This window comes from Ruegeria sp. D4 (assembly GCF_056534475.1).
On record NZ_JBQFPJ010000002.1, the window covers coordinates 354,514 to 378,503 of the forward strand.

Genomic DNA, 23,990 nt, shown 5'->3' on the forward strand with positions numbered 1-23,990 from the left:
CTGTGCAGTTTGCACGCGCAAACCGATTTCTCGGTTCCTGACCTTTAGGGAGGAAAAAATGTACGCATTCAATAATCGTTTGATGGTCGTCTTTGCTAGCTTTTTGTTTGTCTTTGCCTTTGCGAATACGGCATCCGCTAAATTCACGGCAGAAGACGCTGCAAAGCTCGACGCTGAAACAGACGCAACTTTAGCCCAGTTCAAAGCCGATGCAAAAGGTGCCGACGAGGTGCTGGCGAGTGCCAAGGGTGTTTTGGTTTGTCCGAGCATCACCAAAGCCGGCCTTGGTTTTGGCGCCGAAGGCGGTCGATGTGTGCTGGTCACCGGAGCCAATGAAAAGCTGTACTACAACACCTTCGGCGTAAAGGGAGGGTTCATCGCCGGAATACAGTCTCATTCCATGATTTTGGCGCTGAATACAGACGACGCGTTGGCAAAGTTCACCAGCAATGACCGCGAGTGGGAATTGGGTGTGGATGCATCAGTGGCCGTCGCCAAAGTCGGCGCTGGAGGCGACTTGGATACCACTAACCTCAAAAGCGATATTGTATCCTTCATTTTTGGCCAAAAGGGTTTGATGGCCGATGTGAGCTGGAAAGGGTCTCGTTTCAAAAAAATCGAAATCGAACAGTAATTCGGAACGTAATAAACGAAGTTTCGCGGAACCCAAAATAGATCTGAGTTCCGCGAAAACTTGTTGGTGCCGAGCATTCAAAAACTGGGAGGTCGGGTTCGATTCTTCGCAAGAACATCAGGGGCTTTCTCAGAGCCACACTTGACGGCTGCGACATTTCTCGTCCACGGCAGTGTCTTCAGACAGCCCGTTCAAGCCATTCCAGCGTCTTCCGGGCTGTCTGGGGCCATGTTTCGTCGAACTGTAGGTAGTGACAAGCCCCCTCTGCGACTAGAAAATCTGCAGTTTCATATAGGGAAGCCATGTTCCTTGCCGTGCTTGTTGCAACTGCCTTGTCTTCGGTTCCCGAAACAAAAAGCAAAGGACAGGTTACCTTTTCAGGATCGATCAGGGTCGTCTGGCGCGCATCGAACATCCAGAAGACAAGTTCAAACAGCACGCGACCGGACTCGGTGCCAAGACGTGCGTGAATGTCGCGCTGTAGATCGTCCGGCAGTGTATTCAGCCCGTATTTTGAAAGAAGATCTAAGTCCTGTCCAAGCGCGTGTTCCCAGAAAGCACCGGACGAAATGAAAAGTTTTCCCAGATCACGTTCTCCGTCAGTCGTTGCCAAAACACCGTTCATCACGCTGCTGTTGAGAAGAACGCCTGCTTTCACCGCGCGTTCAGCCGCCAACAGTTGTGCAACGACGCCGCCAAGGGAGTGACCTACGACAACCGGAGCCTCGCCGATTTCTTTGATGAACTGCCTCGCGTCATCTACGTAATCCGCGATACTCAACCCGACCAGTTTGTTATCGCGCTCTGGACCGGTTGGAAGGTCATGATAGCGGTAGGTCATGCTGTGGCAGGCATATCCCGATGCCTCATAGGACGCACGAACATTCTCCATCGTCCACGCGGCCGCGTTTGTACCTGTCAATAGAAGTACCGGAGGCCTGGCTTTTTTCGGCATTCAAAATCTCCACGGATGACTTTTAGAAGACGGACGCGATGCCGTCGGATGGCCCATTTAGATTTTGCCAGATCTAATTTGGCGGCAAGGTGCCTTGATCCTCTACGTCTACAAGGCGGACCCAGGGCAAGTTTAACCGAACAACCGCTCTGCGGACAAAGCCGTTTTGTCATCAGCTTGGGCGGCTGTTTCGGGAAGCCCGCGATGTTTGAGGGTAGCGCCCTGGGAGGCCTGAAGGCATGGGCTGTGCTATCATTTCAAGAACCGGGTCCTCCCCGAGACTCGAATTCCTTCACCCGGCGTGGCGCTTATGATTGAATGAAGTAATGACCTTGCTCCCATGTCCTCGCCCTGCACGATTTTGATCTCGCCGTCATGAGGCCAGCCGATATCCCGAAGGTACCCCGACAGCGCAGCGGCGGCGGCTCCTGTCGCAGGATCTTCGAACACGCCACCGATTGCGAATGCATTGCGGCTGTGAAAACGGCGCGGCGTTTCCGACCAAATAAGGTTGATCGTGGTCAGATCATACTGCCGCATCAACCGCGCCCCCTCGGCCAAATCATAAGACATCTTTGCAAGCGTGCGCCTGTCTCGAAGCGCAATTAGCAAATGGTTGTTTCCCGCATTGGCGAGCGCGGAAGGAAGGGCGGGGTCAAGGTCAGTCTCTTTGAGATCGAATAGAGAAAGCGCAGCCCTCAATAGGGCCGGATCCGCCGCGGCGCTACGGGTGGCGGGCGATGTCAGAGTGGTGCTTCCGTCAGCATTTGTTTCGACGGTTATGCGGCCCGCGTTCATGTTGAGCGGTATCAAGCCCTGCCCATTGTGCTCGGCCAGCACGCTACCTAGTGCAATCGTGGCATGCCCGCAAAAAGCCACCTCTTCTTCCGGGGAGAAGAACCGCACCCGCCAACCGTCATTCTGGGGCGCGGCAAATACAGTTTCGGAATAACCGATTTCCTTTGCAAGACGTTGCATCTCGGACTCGGAGGGAAGCGATTCTCCGACCACGACACCCGCGGGATTGCCACCTTCGGAGCCATCGGAGAAGGCCGCAACACGGAAAACATGCTGGTTCGTTTTATCTTTCATGATCTTGGTCCTTTTCTGCCGTTGCAGCCTTGGAACAGTCAGCCAGGAGCCGCGAAGCCAATTCTGCTCGTGCGCATTGAAACCCCGGCGTAGTGACACGCCAGGGCCGGTTACGGTCATTCATTGATGCGTGCGAGGAAATCTTGCATCTCGACGGCAATGACATCGCCATATTCCTCGAGAGCGAAGTGCCCTGTATCAAGCAGATGGAACTCCACGTCATCTAGATCAGCCTTGTAGGGGTGGGCACCGTCAGCCGGGAAGATGTGGTCGTTCTTTCCCCACACAATCAGCGCCGGAGGCTGATGCTCTCTGAACAGGGCCTGCCACTTTGGGTATTCCGCGACGTTGGCACCGTAGTCCAAGAACATCTCAAGCTGGATTTCTTGGTTTCCTGGGCGGTCAAGCAGATACTGGACGTGCCAGAAGTTGTCGGGATTTACCGTCGAGACGTCGCCAACACCGTGGGTAAATTGCCATTTGGTAGCGTCAAGGGTCAGGAAGCCGCGCAATGCATCGCCGTTCTCGGCGCTTGGGTCGGCCCAATATGTCTTGATTGGGTCCCAGAACTCCCGCAATCCCTCTTCGTAAGCATTGCCGTTCTGAATGATAAAGCCGGTAACACGTTCGGGGTGTTCGGCAAACATCCGGTAGCCGATGGGCGCGCCGTAATCCATCAGATAGACGGCGTAGCTATCGACCCCTTTTGCGTCGATCAAACGCGTGACTGTGTTTGCTGCATTGGCAAAGCTATAGTCATAGCTTTCGGCGGAAGGCATGTCCGATGCACCGAAGCCAAGATAGTCTGGAGCAACCACGTGGTACTCTTCGGCCAAGATCGGGATCAGTTCGCGGAACATGTGCGATGAAGTGGGAAAGCCGTGAAGAAGCAGGACTGTAGGGTTCGAGGGGTCTCCGGCCTCGCGATATGCAATGGTGTGCCCGTCGATATCCATCGACTTCATGTTGACTGCAAATGGGCTTTCAGCCGCGATAGCATTGTTGGGCAGGGCCGCTGGCAAAAGTGTTGTAGCAGCAAGAAGCGCTGCAAGCGCGGGAGGGTGCAACCGTTTTGTCATTGATCAGTTCCTTTCAGGGTTTGGTTGGAGAGCCGGGCGCTTTGAAGGCACGCATGGCAATGGATTCGGCCCTCAGGGCCTCGTTTTCACGGCGCAACACCGCAATCTCTTCATGTGCCTCATCAACGGTGAGGCGACGCGGTATGTGGCTGGAGCAATTCCAGTCGAAGGCCTCAACGGTGATAAGGACTGCGCGCTCGGGACGCGCCGGATAGGATTGGTCGTGAAACTGACCCAGAACTTCGGGATTGTCGGCGCCTTCAATCAGGCGAGCACGTCCCCAGATTTTCAGTCGGCGGCGGTTGGGGTAGTCCATTAGGATCATCGATAACCGATCGTTGCCCGATAGGTTCCCGGTGCTGATGTACTGTCGGTTTCCGAGGAAGTCGGCGTAGCCGAGCGTTTGTGATGACAGCACCTTCAGAAAGCCGGTCGGGCCGCCGCGGAATTGGACGTATGGCCACCCAGTTTGGGACACCGAAGCCTGATAAAACCCGTCTCGTTCGGCGATGAAGCGGACCTCTTGGGGGCCGAGCTCATCGGGGTATGCCACGTCGTTGGCCAAGAATTTGCTGTATGTCTCCGCCGAACCCATTTGTGACTGCTGAAAGCGGACAGCGGGCGTAAAGGCGATGGTCGCGAAGGCTCGTGCCATAGCGTTTTCCTTTCGGACGTTAGTTAGTTTTTTTAAGTGATCCGCCCGAGTGGGCCGTTTGTAGTGTCAAATTTGTGCGCCCCTGGGCGGTTTGACAAACGACTATATCTATCGCAGGATTAGAAAAACTTAGCCAAAGATATGATCCGGAAAAACTATCCCCTCAACGCGCTTCGCGCCTTTGAAGCCGCCGCACGCCATCTCAGTTTTGTCGCAGCAGCCGAAGAGTTGTCAGTGACGCCGGCCGCGATCAGTCACCAGATTAAGAAATTGGAAGGGTTTCTCGGTGTTTCTCTTTTTCGACGGCGAGCGCGAGGCCTGGTCCTTGTCGAGGCGGGGCAGCTCTTGGCCAAGGAGCTGCAAACAGTGTTTGCCAACCTCGATCAGGCGATGGAGCATGTGGCAGAAGCGGACAAGGGGGGCTCGTTGGCGTTGACCGTGGCGCCTACATTTGCCGCCATGTGGTTGATCCCAAGGCTGCAGAAATTCTATTCTCAGCATCCCGATATCGACGTGCGGATTTCGACGAGCCTTGGTCTTGTCGATTTCCAGCGCGACGATTTTGACGCCGCCATTCGGCTTGGGCATGGAGAATGGCCCGGTCTTGAAGCCATCAAGCTTTTTGATGAATCCGTGATCCCGATGTGCAGCCCGCGCCTGCTGGAAGGGCCAAATGCGATCAGAACGCCGTCTGATCTGAGGAAACATGTTCTGCTGCACAATCATTCAATGGACTTTGATCCCAACGCGCCAACTTGGCAGACTTGGCTGGACACCAGCGGTACGCAAGACGTGGACGCCACGCGTGGGATGCATTTCAGCCTTCCGGATCATGGGCTGCAAGCCGCCATCGATGGCGCTGGCGTTGTTCTGGGTTGGCGGTTTCTTTCTGCAAAAGATGTCCAGGCCGGGCGCGTGGTTGAACTTTTTGATCTGGCAATTCCTCTCGGGTCCACATTTCACCTTGTTTATCCAGAGGCGCATTCTCGACGTCCAAATATTGCCGCGCTTCGCGATTGGATGTTGCGAGAGCTCAAAGACCCCGAAATGGAAAGCGTGAGTTCGAGCAGATCTTAGAGCTTCCTTTTGCTGCGAATGGCTGGGATGCAGGCGACGAGGGCAGTATTGCGAGAACGCGGCAAATGTCAGTCTTCCGCCGTTCCTAACCACTACTGCGCAATTCAGCTTAGTCGCCCTTGGTCAAATGCTAACCAATGGCAAGAACGAGACTTACTTAACACCAGATTAACCAAGGCTAACCGCCTCTAACACTTCGACGTGCACACTGTAGCGCGAAAACACGCAAAGGGTCGCATTGGCAACTCCCAGTGTCTCCTGGAAAACGGTGACGTCGGTATCATGGTGGCTTGTCTGCCGGGGCAGCATCGTTCGACACTACGGTATCAGCCACGTGCAAGGGAAGACGAAGTTCGTCTCGTAGCTGACAAGATCGCACTGTCGCGGCAATACGGCAGCTACGGTTACCGTAGCGTTGCTGTTCTGCTGAGAGATGCGGGCTGGCAGGTCATTGTCGATCGTTTTGAACACATGGACACGGGAGGGATGAGGGTGTCTCGCGTGCCAGTCGCGCTCGAACCTAATCGGCCGGTCGTTAGTAGTTCCTAAATGACCGCTGCGCGGGCAAACCGGCCTCCATTGCAATGGCCAATTAAATCGCAACAAACATGTTCCACGTGATGCGTTTCAAGGATTAGTAGGCGCAATAATATACAGAGCTTTTAAAGCTTCGCTGGGCTCGATCCCTGGCAACGCGGTGCGAAAAATCTCTTCCATAGTGCCCCGGGCATACATTTCGGACAGAATAGTATCAACGATCAGTCGAAAGTCATCATCGCCCCTCGCGATGGCTAACCCTTGCTTTTCTATCGTCAGTATTTCTTGGGATAACTTGAATTTGCCTTTCAGTCCCGCAGCAATATAGTTGACTAGCAATATCGACTGATCTGCAAAATACGCGTCGATATTACCGTCTCGGAGCGCCTTGATTCCGTCTGGATGTGAAGCAAACCGAACCATCCTGGCGTCGATGCCTGCGGCATCAAATGTATTCTGTACGGAGGCTTCAGTTGTTGTGCCGCTTCTCATGCCAACCTTTTTCCCCGCGAGTGCGCTCATGGTGCCCTCAGCCTCGATTGGTAACAATATGGAAGTACCATCAACAAAGGTAGGGATTGAGAAATCAACAATTTCGCGACGAGAAAGCGTGATAGTCGCTGCCCCGCAAAGTATATCTATCTCTCCGGAGGCAACTTTGTCGAAACGGTCCTTGGAGTCGACCGGAATGAACTGAACGTTTAAGTCCTTTAGATCCAGTTTCTTCGCAACAGCCTGCGCTACTTGATCGCAAATTAATGGTGACAGACCAAACGGCCGACCTTGGTCGTTAACGTAAGACAATGGAGCAGCATCTGTTCGAAAACCAAATCGGATTTCGTTATTATTTGTTATTCTTTCGATTGTCTGAGCAACTGCGCCGGTTGTGAATAGAACCGAAACAAAAAGTACTGAAAGCAAGCGCATGGGTTTTCCTTCTTTAGCCGAGGCACGTTTTGAAATTTGCCTGCCTTTAGTTACGCAATACCGCCACCTACAAATCCAAGCAGCACAAATGTGACGTGTTTCGTTCCTAGGCGAGGACTGTGTAACCACCTTGCAGTATTTCTCTGCGAAAAGAACGTGACAGAATTGAACTTGGAAATTGGGAGACAGGTTTCACTTCCCTGGTGTTCATTGTCGGTCATTGAAGCAAAATTCAATTCACTTGAACCCAGTTCACCCAACTTCGGTTACGCACTTGGTCCGAAGATAGACCACCCTGTCGCGCGGACCAACTCTTGAAATGCGATGGTTGCCAAATGAGAATTGCCCTTTGGATCGAGCCCAGGGCTCCATGCGACTACAGATGCGATACCAGGTACAACGCACAAGATGCCGCCGCCTACGCCGCTTTTCGCTGGAAGGCCAACACGGAAGGCGAACTCGCCTGAAGCATCGTATGATCCACACATCATCATCAGTGCAGTAACTCTTCTTGCTCTTTGCGCGGACAATACTGCAGAGCCGTTGGCCGGATTTTGACCCGCTGCGGCAAGAAATCGACCTGCCAAAGCCAGCTGTTCACAAGACATGGCGATGCTACACTGGCGAAAGTACAGAGACAGAACATCCTCTACCGGCGCCTTAAGATTCCCTTCCGCCTGCATAAAATGGGCAAGCGCACGGTTTCTGGATCCAGTTCGCATCTCAGATTCCGCAACTGACGCATCGACCTCAATCGACTCGTCCTCTGAAAGCTCTCGGCACAACTTCAATAGGTCGTTGATGGCCTCGTCAGAAGAGCGGTCTTCGAGCAGAACATCGGCCACTACGATCGCACCGGGGTTGATAAACGGGTTCCTTGGGATTCCGCGCTCGTGTTCTAGCTGAACGATGGAATTGAATGGATCGCCGGATGGTTCCCGGCCAACTCTTTGCCACAAAGTGGCGCCAACCCGTTGCAGCGCCACTGTAAGCGAGAACATTTTTGAGATGCTCTGAATCGAAAAGAGTTTGCCAGCATCTCCAGCGGACACTAACGCACCGTTGACGGGTGCAACGGCAATGCCGAATTGGTTCAGATCGACTGTGGCGAGTTCTGGAATATACTGCGCGACTTTCCCCCTGTCAGACATGCCGGCTATGCGATCTGCAATATCGTCCAAGACTTCCTGAAGCTTTTCGCTGTCAGTGTTTTTGAGTTTCGGCATGAATCTCCTCCGTCCAGACAGTGTGATCTACACCTTTACTAAGCTCGGGAAATTTGCTGGCAACAAAGCGAGGCTCAAGGTTCTGCCGGCGTTGCGAGAAATAGTCTACCGTCAGTTTATAGACGGTGCCGGACAGTAGCAGTATCGCAACCAAATTGATGGTTGCCATTATTCCCATGGCCGCATCCGCGAAATTGAAGACTGTGGCAACAGCTTGCACAGCGCCCCAGACAACCATTGCGAGGCAGCCCAATCGCAGGACGTAAATTGGCAGCTTCCCTTCCAATTTTAGGAACGTCATCGCGTTTTCGGCATATGAGTAATTACCCAGGATGGATGTGAAACCAAAAAAGACGATAGCAACCGCGATAAAGTGGCGGCCGATTTCACCAAGATGGACCGCGGCCGCGTCTTGAGTAAGTCGCATTCCGGTAGGCCCATCAATTTCGATTGCGCCTGATAGAAGAATTAGTAATGCAGTGGCCGTTGCGACCAAAATCGTATCCACGAAACACCCAAATGCCTGAACGAATCCTTGGCTGGAAGGGTGGTGAGGATCAGGTGTGGCGACTGCTGCAATGTTTGGTGCTGAACCCATGCCCGCTTCGTTTGAGAAAAGCCCCCGTTTGATGCCGTTAAGTGCTGCAGCCATGACACCTCCTGTCACGCCTCCGGCAGCTTCCTGAAGGCCAAATGCCCCGGCAACAATCGACCACAACATAGCGGGTACTTCGGAAATGTTCAGGACTACGACAACACAGGCAAGCAAGAGGTAGAGACCCGCCATAAGCGGTACGACAATCTCTGCAAACTTTGCGATGGTTCTTATTCCACCGAATATTACTACCGCTGCGGCTGCAGCAAGCGCTATGCCAACGACCAACTTGTTCAGCCCGAACGCGCCCTCGAAAGCCTCGGCAATCGAGTTGGATTGGACGGCGACAAAAACCAAACCAAAGCTGACAATCAGGCAGATCGAGAAAACGACTCCAGCCCAAGGCGCATTCAAGGCGTTGGCCATGTAGAACGCGGGACCTCCCCTGAACCTTCCGTTGGACGATGTGACTTTATAGAGTTGGGCCAAAGTACTTTCAGAATAAGCCGTGGCCATTCCAACCAATGCCACGATCCACATCCAAAAGATGGCGCCTGGACCTCCCAAGGTCAGGGCCACGGCTACGCCAGCCAGGTTACCAGTACCGACACGTGAAGCCAGGCTCACTGTCAGGGCTTGAAAAGGAGTAATACCTCTTTTGTCCGTGCTCCTTGCAGAAGTGAGCACGCGCACCATTTCCCCAAAATGGAGAAACTGAAGTGCGCCAAGACGAATTGTAAAAAAGATACCGGTCGCAAGAAGTCCGTAAATCAATACGTAGTTCCAAAGAACCGTGTTTATGCCGTTGACCAATATTTCCATTGCGCGCCTCTTGAGAATTCAAACACTTCCCGGAAGGCAAAAATAGTGTGCCTGTTTTCCATCATGCACGAAGATGCGGCAATTGTCAGGAATATGCTGCGCAGTCTCCCGGCGGTTGGCGCGCGGATCATTGAAGTTGAGCCACAAACTTATGACGACGTAGCCAGTGGTTAGTCCGCCTGGCAGTCGCTCACACCAAGTGCAGCGGACGGCCGCTTCGGGTCGGCGTGACAGATGCTGCGCGTCGTACCAATGCCTGCTTACTTGTAGGAGAAGGTGGAGGTCATATTGCTACGACCTCCACTAATAAGTTTAAGCGTTGAAGAACTCAGCCACGGCGTCAGTCGATGCTTTCACTGCCTCAGGCTTGTAATAGAAATCCACGTGGCTGAACTCATCAAAGGCCAGCTCTTTGTGCTCGTTGGTCAGCTTCTCGACGAATGCGGTCGAGCAGATCGCGGTGAAAGCCGACTTGCTGTAAACGGTCAGCGAAGGCTGCACGATCTTGTCGGCATAGTGCTGGCCGATGGAGATCAGCGATTGCATGCCCTGGTCACCGATATGCGCGTTGGTGAATGTCGGAACTGCCACCGGGCCTTTGACGCCGTCACGGCCGTAATAGTCATAGGTTTCTTCAGCCATCGGGTTCACACCGGACCCAACGAATTCTTCGCGGGACTGGCTATCATCCAGGCCAATCGTGTTCACGTAGTCGGGCTCACCGGTTTCATACATTTTCTGCATGGAGGCGTTTGCCGCCGCGATCTGAGCATTGACCATGTCGCGGTCGGTCCACTGGAACGGATCCGCTGCCATCATGCCCGAAACCATGGCGATTTTCTTGATGCGGTGGTCGGTCACGGCGGCAGAGGCGATGATCGAGCCGCCCTGACACACTCCCAGGCCGTGGATTTCTTCCACGAAAGGCAGGGTGCCGAGGTAGGAGACCGCGTCCCAGGTATTTTCGATAAGGCGGAACATGTAACGCGACTGCTTGTGCTCGCCCGGAAGTGCCGGGGAAGAGCCCATGCCGATGTAGTCGAAACCAAGGTAAATAAAGCCGCGCGCCGCCATTTCCGGGCCGTAGGTCGCGGGGATCTGGTCCTTGACTTGCGGGAAGGGGCTGGCACCAACAATCGCCTTGTACTTCTTTGCCGGATCGAAGTCCTCGGGCAGATACAGATCGCCCACCAGATCGAGGCCGAAGGATTTGAAGGTGACGGGGTTTGTGCCGGGTTTGAAGGACATTTCAGAGTCTCCTGCGTTGATGGGAAGTGATGTCTGTTTTGCGGTTGCGCCCCAGCCCACAAGAGACATCAGGGAGGCAATCGGCTCTGTTGCACAAATCGGCTGAACGCCGAGGTTCCCCTTTCCCCGAACGGACTTATCCCACAGCTCCCGTGACGGGTATGCCGAGCGCGGTGTAGCCGTTCAGGACGGCGATGCGGACCTGGAACTCGGCGACCTGATGTTCAATGATGTGCGGGAGAACGGCGAGCCCATCGATGCTGCTTATGCGGAACGCCGGATGCGGTGGGAGCCGCTTTACGAAGTCACTCAAATTAAGGGCGATGGGGAGACCCATCCCATGCTATCGCCCAACGATGAATTTGCCGACTACGGCACATGGGACCGAGGAAATTTCGGTTCAGAACTGAAGACGCCAGAGATGCTTCCAGCAGAATATGCGCGCTCCGCGCTGACACGTGGACTGAAGTACGAAGAAGAGATGGGCGTCAATCCGTTCAAGTTCGGGATGATTGGGTCGACGGACAGCCATACGTCTCTGGCAACCGCACGGGACGATAACTTCTTCGGGAAAGCCAGCGTTGCGGAACCAGGCAGCGGCTCAGAACGCTACGACGAGTTCATCATTCCACCTGACATACAGGGTGAAGCGATCGCGATCCGCGCGTACGAGAGCATTGCTGCGGGTCTGGCTGCCGCTTGGGCGCGTGAAAATACACGCGAAGCGATCTGGGACGCTTTCAAGCGCAAGGAAGTCTACGCCACGACGGGTCCGAGGATGACCGTTCGTGTCTTCGCTGGATGGGATTTTGAGCCAGAAGAGGTGCATCGCCCGGACTTTGCCGCGGAAGGCTACGCGCGCGGTGTTCCGATGGGGGCTGACCTCTTCACCGGGCCAGAGGGTGCAGCGCCCAGCTTTATGGTCCGTGCATTGCGTGATCCCGACGGCGCTAACCTCGACCGCATCCAGATTGTCAAAGGTTGGGTCGATGCAGACGGCTCCCCTCAGACCAAAGTTTTTGATGCCGGGTGGGCGGGTGACCGTGCATCCGATGCGGAAGGCAAACTGCCACCGGTCGGAAACACGGTAAGCGGTGCGGACTACACCAACACGATCGGGTCTGCCGCACTCGCTGCGCACTGGGTAGACCCGGAGTTCGATCCGGCGCAACGCGCTTACTACTATGTCCGCGTTCTAGAAATCCCCACGCCTACATGGCTTGCTTACGACGAGGCTTACTACGGCAACCTCAACCTTCCGGACGATGCTGTCATGGTCCATCAGGAGCGCGCTTACACGTCTCCGATTTGGTACACGCCGGGAAGTTAACCAAACTCGCTTTCCGAACGACTGCTTCGTCCGCAACTCGGTCAGTCGCCCAATTTCGATAAACGTCCGTTGTTCATGAAAGCTGCCGTCGGAGCCTAGCATCGTTATTAGGTATTAAACTTAGGTCGGGTTGCCCGTTAAAGTTGGGACATTTTCACAGCCCTAACTCCAACAAATACCAACATTTACTATCATCAATCTTACTAGAAGAATGCGTATCAACGGAAACGATGGCAAGAAAATTTGGGCTCACATCCATCAACAAAAAAACAGGGGATACACAAGCTACTGCTCTGAAAAACATTAAATTACAGCATTTTATCTTGTGTTTTGGTGCCCAGGAGAGGACTCGAACCTCCACGTCCATACGGACACTAGCACCTGAAGCTAGCGCGTCTACCAATTCCGCCACCTGGGCAGGTGTCGTGGAGGGGCGTTTAAGCCTACTGGCGGAGGGCGTCAACAGGATTCGGGAAGTTTTTTGAAAGTTTTTTGATGCGCGCATCCGAGGCGCGGGACAGGTGCCGCACTGAAATGGATTTATCGCCGGGGCGCGGCGTTATTGTGCCTTGTTTGCAGTGCTCTGGGGCGATAGATCGGATCAGGACCCATTTAGCAGGAGCCGTTTCATGTCCAAACTGGTCACGATTTATGGTGGATCGGGATTCGTAGGTCGCTACGTTGCGCGCCGTATGGCGGCTCAGGGGTGGCGTGTTCGGGTCGCGGTGCGGCGCCCGAACGAGGCGATGTTCGTCAAGCCGTATGGTGCAGTGGGGCAGGTCGAGCCGATCCTGTGCAATATTCGCGATGATGCCTCGGTGGCCCTGGCCATGAAGGGCGCCGATGCCGTCGTCAACTGTGTTGGAGTTCTGAACGAGCTGGGTAAAAACACGTTCGACGAAGTGCAGGCTGAGGGCGCGGAACGGATCGCGCGGCTGGCTGCGGAACAGGGTGTGGCCCGGATGGTTCACATCTCGGCAATTGGTGCGGATGCGGAAGCGGATAGCGTCTATTCGAGAACCAAGGCCAAAGGCGAGGCGGCCGTTCTGGCCCATATGCCGGATGCCGTGATATTGCGCCCATCCGTTATTTTCGGGACCGAAGATCAGTTCTTCAACCGTTTTGCCGGCATGGCGCGCCTTGGGCCATTTCTACCCCTGGCCGGTGCAGAAACACGGTTTCAGCCGGTTTATGTCGATGACGTGGCCAAAGCCGCTGTTTTGGGCATTCTGGGTCGGGCAGACGCGGGTATTTACGAACTTGGCGGTCCCGAGGTCAAATCGTTCCGTGAGCTGATGCAACAGATGCTGGGGGTTATCCACCGGAAGCGCATCATTATCGGGTTGCCATTCTTTGCGGCGCGTATCATGGCCGGAGTTCTGGATATTGTGAAGTTTGTCAGCTTTCAGCTGTTTCCAAATACGATCCTGACACGTGATCAGCTGAAGAACCTGCGCCACGACAATGTTGTTTCGGATGGTGTGAAGTCTTTCCCAGACCTCGGGATTGAGCCTGCAACACTTGAGTCGGTTCTTCCGGATTATTTGTGGAAATTCCGCCCGGCCGGTCAATATGACGACATTCAGAATTCGGCCGGAAACCTGCGGATCTGATCAACTGTAGGCGATTGCCAGCAGTATCACGCCCAAAACGACACGATAGATGACGTAGGGCGTGAAGCTGACGCTGCGCAAAAGGCGCATCATGAGGCTGAGGGCAAGGAGCGCGGAAAAGAACGCGAAGGCCGCCGCAATTGCGCCGTCTTTGACCAGTTGCGCGTCCGCGTTTCGGATCACGTCTACGGACAGCAGTGTCCCCGAGGCAAGGATCGTCGGGATCGACATTAGCATGGCGATCCGCGCGCCATCCTCCCGCGTGTAGCCAAGGTGGCGTGCGCCCGTGATCGTGATCCCGGATCTTGACGTGCCCGGGATCAGGGCCAGCACCTGCCACAGGCCCATGATCGCCGCATCCCGCAGGCTCCAGTCACCGGCGTGTTTGGACTGAGGTCCTTTTTGGTCCATCCAGTACAGCAGTAGGCCAAATCCAAGCATGGTCCAGCCGATCACAGCGATGGACCGAAGGCTTTGGCTGAGACCGGTCAGGTAAAGGACAGCGCCAACCATGACCGTCGGGATCGTCGCAATGATCAACCCGGCGGCCAGCCTGGATTGCGGCGTATCAAGTCGGCCGCTTAGTGCTCGGGGAAGTCCGGCGAAGGCCTGTATAACATCTGTCCAGAAATACAGAACAACAGCGCCCAATGTACCGACATGCACGGCCACATCGATGGCCAGGCCCTGATCATCCAGCCCGGTAAGGCTGGGCAGCAGGATCAGGTGCCCCGAAGAGGAAACCGGCAGAAATTCGGTTATTCCCTGAATAATCGCCGCAAGAATCAATTGAAAAATGCTCATCCGCCCGCCGTGACGCTGCCGTGTTTTCGTTATGAACAATGGGTATAAGCGTGATGAAGAAAAGAAAAGCAGGCAGATAGGTCCGAATCGGTTCTAAAATCTAACAAACCCCCAGAATTTTTTCACCACTGCGTGCGAATTTCGTAAAATGGGTCAGTACAATTGACTTTTCATCCGACCTGCGATCTCTTAAAGAAAACCGACCTAGCCAATTCATGGAGTCCGACCCGTGGCCAAGCAACCGATGCTGAAATTTGTGCAGATCGACCGCGTCATGCCCAAAAAGCGTGCCGCTGATGACCGCAAGGAAGACTTTTCCGAGATTTATGCCGAGTTTGCTGCCGAAAAGGCGGTCGAGCAGGCCAGTCGCTGCAGCCAGTGCGGTGTTCCCTATTGTCAGTCGCATTGTCCGCTGCACAACAATATTCCGGATTGGCTGCGCCTGACCGCAACCGGACGCCTGGAAGAGGCCTATCAGACCAGCCAGGCGACCAACACCTTCCCTGAAATCTGCGGCCGAATCTGCCCGCAGGACCGCCTGTGTGAAGGTAATTGCGTGATTGAACAATCCGGCCACGGAACTGTCACCATCGGGACGATCGAAAAATACATCACTGACACGGCCTGGGAGAAAGGCTGGGTAAAGCCGGTCGCGCCGGGCGCCGAGCGCAGCGAAAGTGTCGGAATCATTGGTGGTGGCCCCGGTGGCTTGGCTGCAGCCGACATGCTGCGCCGTGCAGGTGTTCAAGTGACGGTTTATGATCGTTATGACCGGGCCGGAGGCCTGTTGATGTACGGTATCCCGGGTTTCAAGCTGGAAAAGGACATCGTTCAGCGCCGCAATGATCTGCTGGCCGACGGTGGGGTCGCGTTCGAGCTGAACTGTGACGTTGATGCGGACAAATTCGAAGAAATCCGCGCCAGGCATGACGTCGTGATCATCGCGACCGGCGTTTACAAGTCCCGCGATCTTTCCATGCCGGGCAGTGGTCTGGGCGGGATCGAGAAAGCCATCGACTTCCTGACTGCCTCGAACCGCAAGAGCTTTGGTGACGCGGTTGAGGATTTTGACAACGGTCGTCTGAACGCCGACGGCAAGAAAGTCGTGGTCATTGGCGGTGGGGATACCGCAATGGACTGCGTTCGGACCTCGATCCGTCAGGGCGCGACCTCGGTCAAATGTCTGTACCGCCGCGATCGCGCGAACATGCCCGGCTCGCAGCGTGAAACCCAGAATGCCGAGGAAGAAGGCGTGGTGTTCGAGTGGCTGAGCGCGCCGAAAGGGTTCACTGGTGACGACAAGGTCTCTGGCGTGATGGTGCAGAAGATGCGTCTGGGTCAACCCGATGCTTCGGGCCGTCAGGCCCCCGAAGTGATCGAAGGCGCAGACTATGTCGAAGAGGCCGATCTGGTCATCAAGGCGCTGGGGTTCGAACCTGAAGACCTGCCCACACTGTTTGGTCAGCCCGACCTGCCCGTAACCCGCTGGGGCACCGTCAAGGCCGCGTTCCAGACCGGTGAGACCGAGATGGACGGCGTCTATGCCATCGGAGACATCGTACGCGGTGCCTCGCTTGTGGTCTGGGCGATCCGTGACGGCCGCGACTGTGCCGACGCAATCATCGAGCGATTCAACAGCAAGGCTGCCGTCGCAGCCGAATAACCCGAAAGCCCAGCGACAGGAGGGTCAGAATGCCCGAATTGCAAGGCCAATGTATGTGCGGGGCGGTCACAGTGACCGCTACTCCGGCGAAGGAATCGCTGGGCGCATGCCACTGCGATCAATGCCGCCGTTGGACCAGTTCGATGCTGATGACTTTTCAGGCTGAATCCGGTTACGCGGCATTGGGGCCTGTAAAGACTTATGCATCGTCCGACTGGGCCGAGCGTGCCTTCTGCGCGGATTGCGGTTCGGCACTTTGGTACCGGATCACCCTGCCGGGCGATTTGCACGGACATACACAAATGGCGGCTGGCCTGTTCGAAGATACGGGCCACAAGCTGCAACTGGAACTTTTTATCGACAAAAAGCCCGATGGGTACGCGTTTGCAGGCGAGCGCAAGCAAATGACCACAGCCGAGGTCGAAGCCATGTTTGCCCAGCCGGAAGAAGGAGACAATCAATGACCAAATATGATGCCGATTGGGTGCGGGCCGAAGAGGCCAAACGCAAATGGCTGGCGGAAAACGGTCTCTATTCCGAGGAAGAAGAGCATTCTTCCTGCGGTGTCGGCCTTGTTGTTTCCGTTGACGGCAAGAAAAGCCGCAAGGTTGTGGATGCCGGAATCGATGCGCTCAAGGCGATCTGGCACCGCGGCGCCGTGGATGCCGACGGCAAAACGGGTGACGGCGCGGGTATCCATGTGCAGATCCCGGTTCAATTCTTCTATGACCAAATTCGGCGCACCGGTCACGAGCCCAACCTGAGCGAACTTATCGCCGTTGGTCAGGTCTTTCTGCCGCGTACTGATTTCGGCGCGCAGGAGCGTTGCCGGACCATCGTGGAAACCGAAGTTCTGCACATGGGCTATTACATCTATGGTTGGCGTCACGTGCCGGTTGACGTGACCTGTCTGGGTGACAAAGCCAACGCGACACGGCCCGAGATCGAACAGATCCTGATTTCGAATTCCAAGGGCGTGGACGAAGAGACGTTCGAGCGTGAGCTGTACGTGATCCGTCGCCGCATCGAAAAGGCGGCAATGGCGGCAGGGATATCCGGCCTGTACCTGGCCTCGCTGTCTTGCCGCTCGATCATCTACAAGGGCATGATGCTGGCCGAACAGGTTGCAGTCTTCTATCCCGATCTGATGGACGAGCGTTTTGAATCGGCGTTCGCGATCTACCACCAGCGCTATTCCACCAACACCTTCCCGCAATGGTGGCTGGCCCAACCCTTCCGCATGCTGGCCCATAACGGCGAGATCAACACACTGAAGGGCAACATCAACTGGATGAAAAGCCATGAGATCCGCATGGCCAGCGGCACCTTTGGAGACTACGCCGAAGACATCAAGCCGATCATTGCAGGCGGATCGTCGGATTCTGCTGCATTAGACTCTGTTTTTGAGGTCCTGGTGCGCGCGGGCCGCTCGGCCCCGATGGCGAAAACCATGCTGGTGCCTGAAAGCTGGTCCAAGCAGGCGGTCGAACTGCCGCAGGCGTGGCGCGACATGTATTCCTACTGCAACTCGGTGATGGAGCCTTGGGACGGCCCTGCCGCACTGGCCATGACTGATGGCCGCTGGGTCTGCGCCGGTCTGGATCGGAACGGGTTGCGCCCGATGCGCTATGTGGTGACGGGCGATGGTCTGGTCATCGCCGGGTCCGAGGCCGGCATGGTGCCGATCAACGAGGCGACCGTGGTCGAAAAAGGTGCGTTGGGTCCCGGGCAGATGCTGGCCGTTGACATGAAAAAGGGCAAACTGTTCCGCGACATTCAGATCAAGAACAAACTGGCCCGCGCGCTGCCGTTTGGCGAGTGGGTCGGCAAGATCAACGATCTGGATGCCACCTTGGCTGGTGTGACCGAGCGTCCGCTGTTCAAAGGCGAGGAGTTGCGCAAGCGCCAGATCGCCGCCGGATATTCGGTCGAGGAACTGGAGCAGATTCTGGCACCGATGGCCGAGGACGGAAAAGAGGCGCTGGCCTCGATGGGGGACGACACGCCCTCGGCAGTGCTGTCAAGGCAATACCGCCCGCTCAGCCATTTCTTCCGCCAGAATTTCAGCCAGGTGACCAACCCGCCCATCGACTCGCTTCGCGAATATCGCGTGATGTCGCTGAAAACGCGGTTTGGCAACCTCAAGAACGTGCTGGACGAAGACAGCAGCCAGACCGAGATCATTGTGCTGGAAAGCCCCTTTGTCGGGAACACGCAATGGGAGAAGCTGGCAGAAAATTTCAATGCGACCCTGGCCGAGATCGACTGTTCATTTGAACCAGGCGAAGGTGCGCTGGGCGACGCTTTGGCCCGTGTCAGAGCCGAAGCAGAAGAAGCCGTGCGCTCGGGCGCCGGGCATCTGGTCCTGACGGATCAGTATTCCGGTCCGGGCAAGGTGGCGATGCCGATGATCCTGGCCACCAGCGCCGTGCACTCTCACCTGATCCGTCAAGGCTTGCGGACGTTCTGCTCGCTGAATGTGCGGTCGGCGGAATGCATCGACCCCCACTATTTTGCCGTGCTGATCGGATGTGGCGCCACCGTGGTCAATGCATATCTGGCCGAGGATTCGCTGGCCGACCGGATCGAACGTGGCTTGCTGGATGGCACGCTGACCGAAAATGTTGCGCGATTCCGCGAGGCAATTGACCAGGGCCTGCTCAAGATCATGGCCAAGATGGGCATTTCGGTGGTGTCGTCGTATCGTGGCGGTCTGAATTTCGAGGCGGTGGGACTGTCCCGCGCCATGGTGGCCGAATACTTCCCCGGTATGACCAGCCGCATCTCGGGCATCGGCGTGCATGGTATCCGGGTCAAGGCCGAGGAGATTCACGCCAAAGGCTGGGACAGCGGTCTGGATGTGTTGCCAATCGGCGGTTTCTACAAGGCGCGCAAGTCGGGTGAGACCCATGCTTGGGAAGCGACCTCGATGCATATGATGCAAATGGCCTGTAACAGAGCCTCGTATGAGCTGTGGAAGCAGTATTCGGCCAAGATGCAGTCCAATCCGCCAATCCATCTGCGCGACCTGATGGATTTCAAACCACTCGGCAAGCCGATCCCGATTGAAGAGGTGGAATCGATCACTTCGATCCGCAAACGCTTTGTCACGCCGGGCATGTCGCTGGGCGCACTCAGCCCTGAGGCACACAAGACGCTGAACGTGGCGATGAATCGGATTGGCGCCAAGTCGGACTCGGGTGAAGGCGGCGAAGATCCGGCGCATTTCGTGCCGGAGCCCAATGGCGACAACCCGTCGGCCAAGATCAAACAGGTGGCCTCGGGGCGGTTCGGCGTGACTGCCGAATATCTGAACCAGTGTGAAGAATTGGAGATCAAAGTCGCCCAGGGTGCGAAACCCGGTGAGGGTGGTCAGCTACCCGGCATGAAGGTCACTGACCTGATCGCGCGTCTGCGGCACTCGACCAAGGGCGTGACGCTGATCTCACCTCCGCCGCATCACGACATCTACTCGATCGAGGATCTGGCGCAGCTGATCTATGACCTGAAACAGATCAACCCACGCTGCAAGGTGACGGTCAAGCTGGTTGCGTCCTCGGGCGTTGGCACGATTGCCGCCGGTGTGGCCAAGGCAAAAGCGGATATCATCCTTATTTCGGGTCACAACGGCGGCACGGGTGCCTCACCTGCGACCAGCATCAAATATGCCGGTCTGCCGTGGGAGATGGGTCTGACCGAGGCGCATCAGGTTCTGGCGATGAACAACCTGCGCGACCGCGTCACCCTGCGGACCGATGGCGGCCTTCGGACCGGGCGCGACATTGTCATGGCCGCGATGATGGGGGCCGAGGAATACGGTATCGGCACTGCCGCCCTGATCGCGATGGGCTGTATCATGGTGCGTCAGTGCCAGTCGAATACCTGCCCCGTTGGTGTGTGCACACAGGACGAAAGCCTGCGCGCCAAATTCACGGGCAACGCGGACAAGGTTGTGAATCTGATTACCTTCTACGCACAGGAAGTTCGCGAAATCCTCGCCAGCCTGGGCGCGCGGTCCGTGGATGACATCATTGGCCGGGCTGATCTGCTGGCGCAGGTCAGCCGTGGTTCGGCGCATCTGGACGATCTGGACCTCAACCCGCTATTGATCACGGTCGATGGCGCGCATGACATCGTGTATGACCGCGACAAGGATCGGAACGCAGTGCCGGATACACTGGACGCCGAAATTGTCCGCGACGCGGCGCGGTTCCTGAAAGACGGCGAGAAGATGCAGCTGTCCTACGCCATCCAGAACACGCACAGAACCGTGGGCACCCGTGTCTCCAGTCATATCGTGCAGAATTTCGGGATGCGAAACACTTTCCAGCCGGACCATCTTCACGTGAAATTGCAGGGATCGGCCGGTCAGTCCTTGGGGGCCTTTGCGGCTCCGGGTCTGAAGCTGGAAGTGTCGGGTGATGCCAATGACTATGTAGGCAAAGGTCTGTCGGGCGGCACGATCGTGGTGCGTCCGCCGCAGATCAGCCCGCTGAAAGCGGATGAAAACACCATTATCGGCAACACTGTCCTGTACGGCGCAACCGACGGTCACCTGTTTGCGGCCGGCCGCGCGGGTGAGCGGTTTGCGGTTCGGAACTCGGGTGCCAAGGTGGTCATCGAAGGGTGCGGGTCCAACGGCTGTGAATACATGACCGGCGGCGTTGCCGTGATCCTTGGTTCCATCGGTGCAAATTTTGGTGCCGGTATGACCGGAGGGATGGCTTATCTGTACGATCCTGACGGTAAGGCGCAGCTTCTGATGAACATGGAGACACTTGTCACCTGTCCGGTCACGGTGAGCCACTGGGTCGATCAGTTGCAAACGCTGATCAAACGTCACGCAGCCGAGACCGGAAGCCGCAAAGCCGCGGATATCCTGCAACACTGGGATGTCGAAAAGGCCAACTTCCTGCAGGTGTGCCCGAAGGAAATGCTGAATAAACTCAGCCATCCGCTGAGCGAAGAGATCGCAGCAGTTCCGGCGGAGTAAACAGACCCTAAACAAGGTCAAAACCCTGCGTGTTTCCACAAACGCGCAGGGTTTTCCTTTGCATGCATATGGCACAGGGGCTGAAATTTAGCCCGTTCCAAACGCGCCTCATGCGTCGTATAGCAAGGGTATGGCAAAAAAAGCAGCGCGCGGAACGCGTGGTAAAAAATCAAAGGCAACAAAGTCAAAGAAGCTGTCGATATCGCGGATTCGCCGCTGGCTGACACGTGGGTTGTTGGCCTGTGTCGCATTTGTAGTCGGTCTTGTGCTGCTCTATTCGGTCGTCAACCCGCCGATCACGCATACAATCTGGTCCGAGTGGCGCCGGTTGGGCAAAGTTGAACGCGACTGGGTTCCGATCGAAGAGATTTCCCCGGTGATGGCGCGATCGGTCGTCGCTGCAGAAGACGCGAATTTCTGCCTGCACTGGGGCTTTGACATCCAGGCCATCCGAGATGCGCTGGAAGATGGTGGCGCACGCGGCGCGTCGACCATTTCGCAGCAGGTCGTCAAGAACGTGTTCCTTTGGCAAGGACGCAGTTGGGTACGCAAGGCGCTTGAAACGTCGATCACGCCGGTTGTCGAACTGTTCTGGAGCAAGCAGCGCATTCTTGAGGTTTATCTGAACGTAGCTGAGACCGGGAACGGGGTTTTCGGGGTCGAGGCTGCCGCGCAAATGCATTTCAACGTATCAGCCGCTAATTTGACGCCGGTTCAGGCCGCGCGGATCGCTGCAATTCTGCCCTCGCCCAGGAACAGATCCGTTGCGGATCCGTCGGTTCGCACGCGCCGTCGGGCCGCCGCGATACGGGACGGAGCGGCCACCATCCGCGCAGATGGTCGCGCGGATTGTTTCGAGGATTGAAACCCAAGGCTGCTCAAGGCTAAAGCTTGGTTGTATTCACTGCTTTGATTGGAAGCTCATGGCGCGCCTGTTTCACGTTCCCCTGTCCCCCTTTTGCCGCAAGGTTCGTCTGTCGCTGGCAGAGAAGAAAATCGAAGTGGAACTGGTTGAGGAACGGTACTGGGAGAAAGATCCGGATTTTCTGCGTCGAAACCCCGCAGGAAAGGTTCCCGTATTGCGCCTGGACGGGCAGGTGATGTCGGAAAGTGCGGCGATTTGCGAGTATATCGAGGAAACCCGCCCCGAACCCGCGCTGATGCCCAAAACGCCCGAAGCGCGCTATGAAGTAAGGCGTCTGGTCGGCTGGTTTGATGACAAGTTTCATCACGAGGTGACATCGAAACTGGTGTACGAGCGGGTCAACAAGAAAGTGACCGGGGAAGGCTATCCGGACAGCAAGCGCGTCAAGGAAGGTGCGCGCGCAATCAAGTACCATTTGGACTACATGACATGGTTGCTGGATCAACGCCGCTGGCTGGCCGGGGATCAGATGACGCTGGCGGATTTCGCCGCTGCCGCGCATCTGTCGGCACTGGACTATATCTCGGACGTGGACTGGAATCGCAGCCAGACGGTCAGGGACTGGTATGCCAAGATCAAATCGCGACCGGCGTTCCGGTCCATCCTCGCTGATCAGGTGCCGGGATTCCGGCCTCCGCCCCATTACGCCGATCTGGATTTCTGATAGGGTCGGGGCGCAGGGGGCCTTCCGCCCCCTCTTGGCCCGTCGGGCCAATTCACCCCCGAGGATATTTTTGGCCAGATGAAGAACGGATCGGGTTTGAAAGAAAAGCTGGTCGCCCAGGCATTGAGCGAGGGTTTTGTGTCCTGTCGGATTTGCAGGCCCTGGGATGTGCCGCAGGTTCCGGGCCGGTTGGAAGCGTTTCTGCAGGCCGGATATCATGGGCAGATGGGATGGATGGCAGAGCGCACCCATTGGCGTGGTGATCCGGCGATTTTGTGGCCCGAGGCCCGGTCGGTGATAATGCTGGCCGAAAGCTACGCGCCCGAGCATGATCCGACCGAAATTCTGAACTATCCCGAAAAAGCGGCGATCTCGGTCTATGCTCAGAACAAGGACTATCATGATCTGGTCAAGAAGCGTCTGAAACGACTGGCGCGCTGGCTGATTGCCGAGGCCGGTGGCGAAGTGAAAGTGTTTGTCGATACAGCACCTGTGCCGGAAAAGGCACTTGGTCAGGCTGCGGGATTGGGTTGGCAGGGAAAACACACCAATCTGGTTAGTCGGGATTGGGGCAATTGGGCTTTCATAGGGTCTGTTTTCACGACTTTGGACTTGCCGGCCGATCCAGCGGAGATTGACCGCTGCGGGTCGTGCCGGGCCTGCCTGGATAGTTGCCCGACCGACGCGTTTCCTGTCCCGTACCTTTTGGATTCGCGGCGCTGTATCTCGTATCTGACAATTGAGCACAAAGGTCCGGTCGAGGAAGAGTTGCGCGGCAAATTGGGCAACAGGATCTATGGATGCGATGATTGTCTTGCGGCGTGTCCGTGGAACAAATTCGCGGTGGCGGCCAGTGACATTCGGTATGCGGCCCGGGATGACCTTAAGGCGCCTGCGTTAACTGATCTTGTGGCACTGGATGATGCCGCGTTTCGGGAGAAGTTTTCCGGCTCGCCCATCAAGCGGATTGGTCGCGACCGGTTTGTGCGCAATGTGCTGTATGCCATCGGCAATTCGGGCAATGCAGAACTGTGTAGTGCCGCGCAGGCGCTAACGGACGACCCTGATCCGGCAGTGGCCGACGCGGCGCGCTGGGCGGTAAAACGGCTGTCGTAAATGCCGCAAACAGGCTGGACGTGACGGCGCAAACC

Annotated in this window: 19 protein-coding genes and 1 tRNA gene; 10 read left to right on the forward strand and 10 right to left on the reverse strand. The window is 56.2% G+C overall.

Going from position 1 to position 23,990, the window contains the following annotated elements:
• Positions 1 to 58: 58 nt before the first annotated feature.
• On the forward strand, positions 59 to 634 hold the full coding sequence (locus tag ACR0MI_RS05700; RefSeq protein ID WP_480853869.1) for a lipid-binding SYLF domain-containing protein: 576 nt from the start codon (positions 59 to 61) through the stop codon (positions 632 to 634).
• 178 nt (positions 635 to 812) lie between these two features.
• On the opposite strand, the gene ACR0MI_RS05705 is transcribed toward ACR0MI_RS05700, so the two are convergent.
• The 4 genes from ACR0MI_RS05705 to ACR0MI_RS05720 form a co-directional block, all read right to left on the reverse strand.
• On the reverse strand, positions 813 to 1,589 hold the full coding sequence (locus ACR0MI_RS05705) for an alpha/beta fold hydrolase (RefSeq protein WP_170612482.1): 777 nt from the start codon (positions 1,587 to 1,589) through the stop codon (positions 813 to 815).
• 252 nt (positions 1,590 to 1,841) lie between these two features.
• Positions 1,842 to 2,681 (reverse strand): PhzF family phenazine biosynthesis protein, encoded by an 840-nt coding sequence (locus ACR0MI_RS05710; protein ID WP_170612480.1) that lies wholly within the window; start codon positions 2,679 to 2,681, stop codon positions 1,842 to 1,844.
• Between the two features lie 116 nt (positions 2,682 to 2,797).
• The gene (locus tag ACR0MI_RS05715) at positions 2,798 to 3,760 is read right to left on the reverse strand and encodes an alpha/beta hydrolase (RefSeq protein ID WP_170612478.1); all 963 of its coding nucleotides are present in this window, start codon (positions 3,758 to 3,760) and stop codon (positions 2,798 to 2,800) included.
• A gap of 13 nt (positions 3,761 to 3,773) precedes the next feature.
• On the reverse strand, positions 3,774 to 4,415 hold the full coding sequence (locus ACR0MI_RS05720) for a PNPOx family protein (protein WP_170612476.1): 642 nt from the start codon (positions 4,413 to 4,415) through the stop codon (positions 3,774 to 3,776).
• Positions 4,416 to 4,556: 141 nt separating this feature from the next.
• Here ACR0MI_RS05720 and gcvA point away from each other — a divergent pair, with 141 nt between their 5' ends.
• Positions 4,557 to 5,492 (forward strand): transcriptional regulator GcvA, encoded by a 936-nt coding sequence (gcvA, locus tag ACR0MI_RS05725; RefSeq protein ID WP_170612474.1) that lies wholly within the window; start codon positions 4,557 to 4,559, stop codon positions 5,490 to 5,492.
• A gap of 627 nt (positions 5,493 to 6,119) precedes the next feature.
• Here gcvA and ACR0MI_RS05730 read toward each other — a convergent pair.
• The 4 genes from ACR0MI_RS05730 to ACR0MI_RS05745 form a co-directional block, all read right to left on the reverse strand.
• On the reverse strand, positions 6,120 to 6,956 hold the full coding sequence (locus ACR0MI_RS05730; RefSeq protein WP_170816880.1) for an amino acid ABC transporter substrate-binding protein: 837 nt from the start codon (positions 6,954 to 6,956) through the stop codon (positions 6,120 to 6,122).
• A gap of 266 nt (positions 6,957 to 7,222) precedes the next feature.
• The gene (locus ACR0MI_RS05735; RefSeq protein ID WP_170612470.1) at positions 7,223 to 8,182 is read right to left on the reverse strand and encodes a glutaminase; all 960 of its coding nucleotides are present in this window, start codon (positions 8,180 to 8,182) and stop codon (positions 7,223 to 7,225) included.
• Positions 8,160 to 9,599: an alanine/glycine:cation symporter family protein gene (locus tag ACR0MI_RS05740; protein WP_170612468.1), complete on the reverse strand. Its 1,440-nt coding sequence runs from the start codon at positions 9,597 to 9,599 to the stop codon at positions 8,160 to 8,162. Before ACR0MI_RS05740 ends, ACR0MI_RS05735 begins: the two co-directional genes overlap by 23 nt.
• 312 nt (positions 9,600 to 9,911) lie before the next feature.
• A complete protein-coding gene (locus tag ACR0MI_RS05745) occupies positions 9,912 to 10,847 on the reverse strand; it encodes an alpha/beta hydrolase (protein WP_480442131.1) in 936 nt (311 codons plus the stop codon).
• Between the two features lie 220 nt (positions 10,848 to 11,067).
• Between ACR0MI_RS05745 and ACR0MI_RS05750 the strand changes: the two genes are divergently transcribed.
• Positions 11,068 to 12,177 carry a DUF3604 domain-containing protein gene (locus ACR0MI_RS05750; protein ID WP_480853875.1) on the forward strand — a complete coding sequence of 370 codons (1,110 nt, stop codon included), beginning with the start codon at positions 11,068 to 11,070 and terminating at the stop codon, positions 12,175 to 12,177.
• A gap of 331 nt (positions 12,178 to 12,508) precedes the next feature.
• Here the strand turns inward: ACR0MI_RS05750 and ACR0MI_RS05755 are convergent.
• Positions 12,509 to 12,595 (reverse strand) — tRNA-Leu (locus ACR0MI_RS05755).
• Positions 12,596 to 12,806: 211 nt separating this feature from the next.
• Between ACR0MI_RS05755 and ACR0MI_RS05760 the strand changes: the two genes are divergently transcribed.
• On the forward strand, positions 12,807 to 13,790 hold the full coding sequence (locus ACR0MI_RS05760) for a complex I NDUFA9 subunit family protein (protein ID WP_170617332.1): 984 nt from the start codon (positions 12,807 to 12,809) through the stop codon (positions 13,788 to 13,790).
• Here the strand turns inward: ACR0MI_RS05760 and ACR0MI_RS05765 are convergent, their stop codons facing one another.
• Positions 13,791 to 14,594, reverse strand: a complete 804-nt coding sequence (locus ACR0MI_RS05765) for an undecaprenyl-diphosphate phosphatase (protein ID WP_170617334.1) — start codon at positions 14,592 to 14,594, stop codon at positions 13,791 to 13,793.
• Between the two features lie 229 nt (positions 14,595 to 14,823).
• Between ACR0MI_RS05765 and ACR0MI_RS05770 the strand changes: the two genes are divergently transcribed.
• The 6 genes from ACR0MI_RS05770 (at position 14,824) to queG (ending at position 23,955) form a co-directional block, all read left to right on the forward strand.
• Entirely contained in the window at positions 14,824 to 16,257 is a 1,434-nt protein-coding gene (locus tag ACR0MI_RS05770) for an NAD(P)-dependent oxidoreductase (protein WP_170617336.1), read from the forward strand.
• A gap of 29 nt (positions 16,258 to 16,286) precedes the next feature.
• A complete protein-coding gene (locus ACR0MI_RS05775; RefSeq protein ID WP_170617338.1) occupies positions 16,287 to 16,721 on the forward strand; it encodes a GFA family protein in 435 nt (144 codons plus the stop codon).
• Positions 16,718 to 21,250 carry a glutamate synthase large subunit gene (gene gltB / locus ACR0MI_RS05780; RefSeq protein WP_170619854.1) on the forward strand — a complete coding sequence of 1,511 codons (4,533 nt, stop codon included), beginning with the start codon at positions 16,718 to 16,720 and terminating at the stop codon, positions 21,248 to 21,250. The genes ACR0MI_RS05775 and gltB overlap by 4 nt, the downstream gene beginning before the upstream one ends.
• Positions 21,251 to 21,380: 130 nt before the next feature.
• Positions 21,381 to 22,115, forward strand: coding sequence for a monofunctional biosynthetic peptidoglycan transglycosylase (gene mtgA, locus ACR0MI_RS05785; protein WP_170617342.1), 735 nt, complete (start codon positions 21,381 to 21,383; stop codon positions 22,113 to 22,115).
• A 58-nt stretch (positions 22,116 to 22,173) separates the two neighbouring features.
• Positions 22,174 to 22,839 (forward strand): FtsZ-binding protein FzlA, encoded by a 666-nt coding sequence (fzlA, locus tag ACR0MI_RS05790; protein ID WP_170617344.1) that lies wholly within the window; start codon positions 22,174 to 22,176, stop codon positions 22,837 to 22,839.
• A gap of 78 nt (positions 22,840 to 22,917) precedes the next feature.
• Positions 22,918 to 23,955 carry a tRNA epoxyqueuosine(34) reductase QueG gene (queG, locus tag ACR0MI_RS05795; RefSeq protein ID WP_170617346.1) on the forward strand — a complete coding sequence of 346 codons (1,038 nt, stop codon included), beginning with the start codon at positions 22,918 to 22,920 and terminating at the stop codon, positions 23,953 to 23,955.
• Positions 23,956 to 23,990: the final 35 nt, after the last annotated feature.

Bases quoted from the DNA above. Each gene is read 5' to 3' on its own strand.
- mtgA (WP_170617342.1), top strand. From the start codon at position 21,381: ATGGCAAAAAAAGCAGCGCGCGGAACGCGTGGTAAAAAATCAAAGGCA.
- ACR0MI_RS05735 (WP_170612470.1), bottom strand. From the start codon at position 8,182: ATGCCGAAACTCAAAAACACTGACAGCGAAAAGCTTCAGGAAGTCTTG.
- ACR0MI_RS05745 (WP_480442131.1), bottom strand. From the start codon at position 10,847: ATGTCCTTCAAACCCGGCACAAACCCCGTCACCTTCAAATCCTTCGGC.
- queG (WP_170617346.1), top strand. From the start codon at position 22,918: ATGAAGAACGGATCGGGTTTGAAAGAAAAGCTGGTCGCCCAGGCATTG.
- ACR0MI_RS05740 (WP_170612468.1), bottom strand. From the start codon at position 9,599: ATGGAAATATTGGTCAACGGCATAAACACGGTTCTTTGGAACTACGTA.
- ACR0MI_RS05750 (WP_480853875.1), top strand. From the start codon at position 11,068: ATGTTCAATGATGTGCGGGAGAACGGCGAGCCCATCGATGCTGCTTAT.
- ACR0MI_RS05715 (WP_170612478.1), bottom strand. From the start codon at position 3,760: ATGACAAAACGGTTGCACCCTCCCGCGCTTGCAGCGCTTCTTGCTGCT.
- ACR0MI_RS05765 (WP_170617334.1), bottom strand. From the start codon at position 14,594: ATGAGCATTTTTCAATTGATTCTTGCGGCGATTATTCAGGGAATAACC.
- fzlA (WP_170617344.1), top strand. From the start codon at position 22,174: ATGGCGCGCCTGTTTCACGTTCCCCTGTCCCCCTTTTGCCGCAAGGTT.
- ACR0MI_RS05775 (WP_170617338.1), top strand. From the start codon at position 16,287: ATGCCCGAATTGCAAGGCCAATGTATGTGCGGGGCGGTCACAGTGACC.
- gcvA (WP_170612474.1), top strand. From the start codon at position 4,557: ATGATCCGGAAAAACTATCCCCTCAACGCGCTTCGCGCCTTTGAAGCC.
- ACR0MI_RS05720 (WP_170612476.1), bottom strand. From the start codon at position 4,415: ATGGCACGAGCCTTCGCGACCATCGCCTTTACGCCCGCTGTCCGCTTT.
- gltB (WP_170619854.1), top strand. From the start codon at position 16,718: ATGACCAAATATGATGCCGATTGGGTGCGGGCCGAAGAGGCCAAACGC.
- ACR0MI_RS05760 (WP_170617332.1), top strand. From the start codon at position 12,807: ATGTCCAAACTGGTCACGATTTATGGTGGATCGGGATTCGTAGGTCGC.
- ACR0MI_RS05730 (WP_170816880.1), bottom strand. From the start codon at position 6,956: ATGCGCTTGCTTTCAGTACTTTTTGTTTCGGTTCTATTCACAACCGGC.
- ACR0MI_RS05700 (WP_480853869.1), top strand. From the start codon at position 59: ATGTACGCATTCAATAATCGTTTGATGGTCGTCTTTGCTAGCTTTTTG.
- ACR0MI_RS05705 (WP_170612482.1), bottom strand. From the start codon at position 1,589: ATGCCGAAAAAAGCCAGGCCTCCGGTACTTCTATTGACAGGTACAAAC.
- ACR0MI_RS05710 (WP_170612480.1), bottom strand. From the start codon at position 2,681: ATGAAAGATAAAACGAACCAGCATGTTTTCCGTGTTGCGGCCTTCTCC.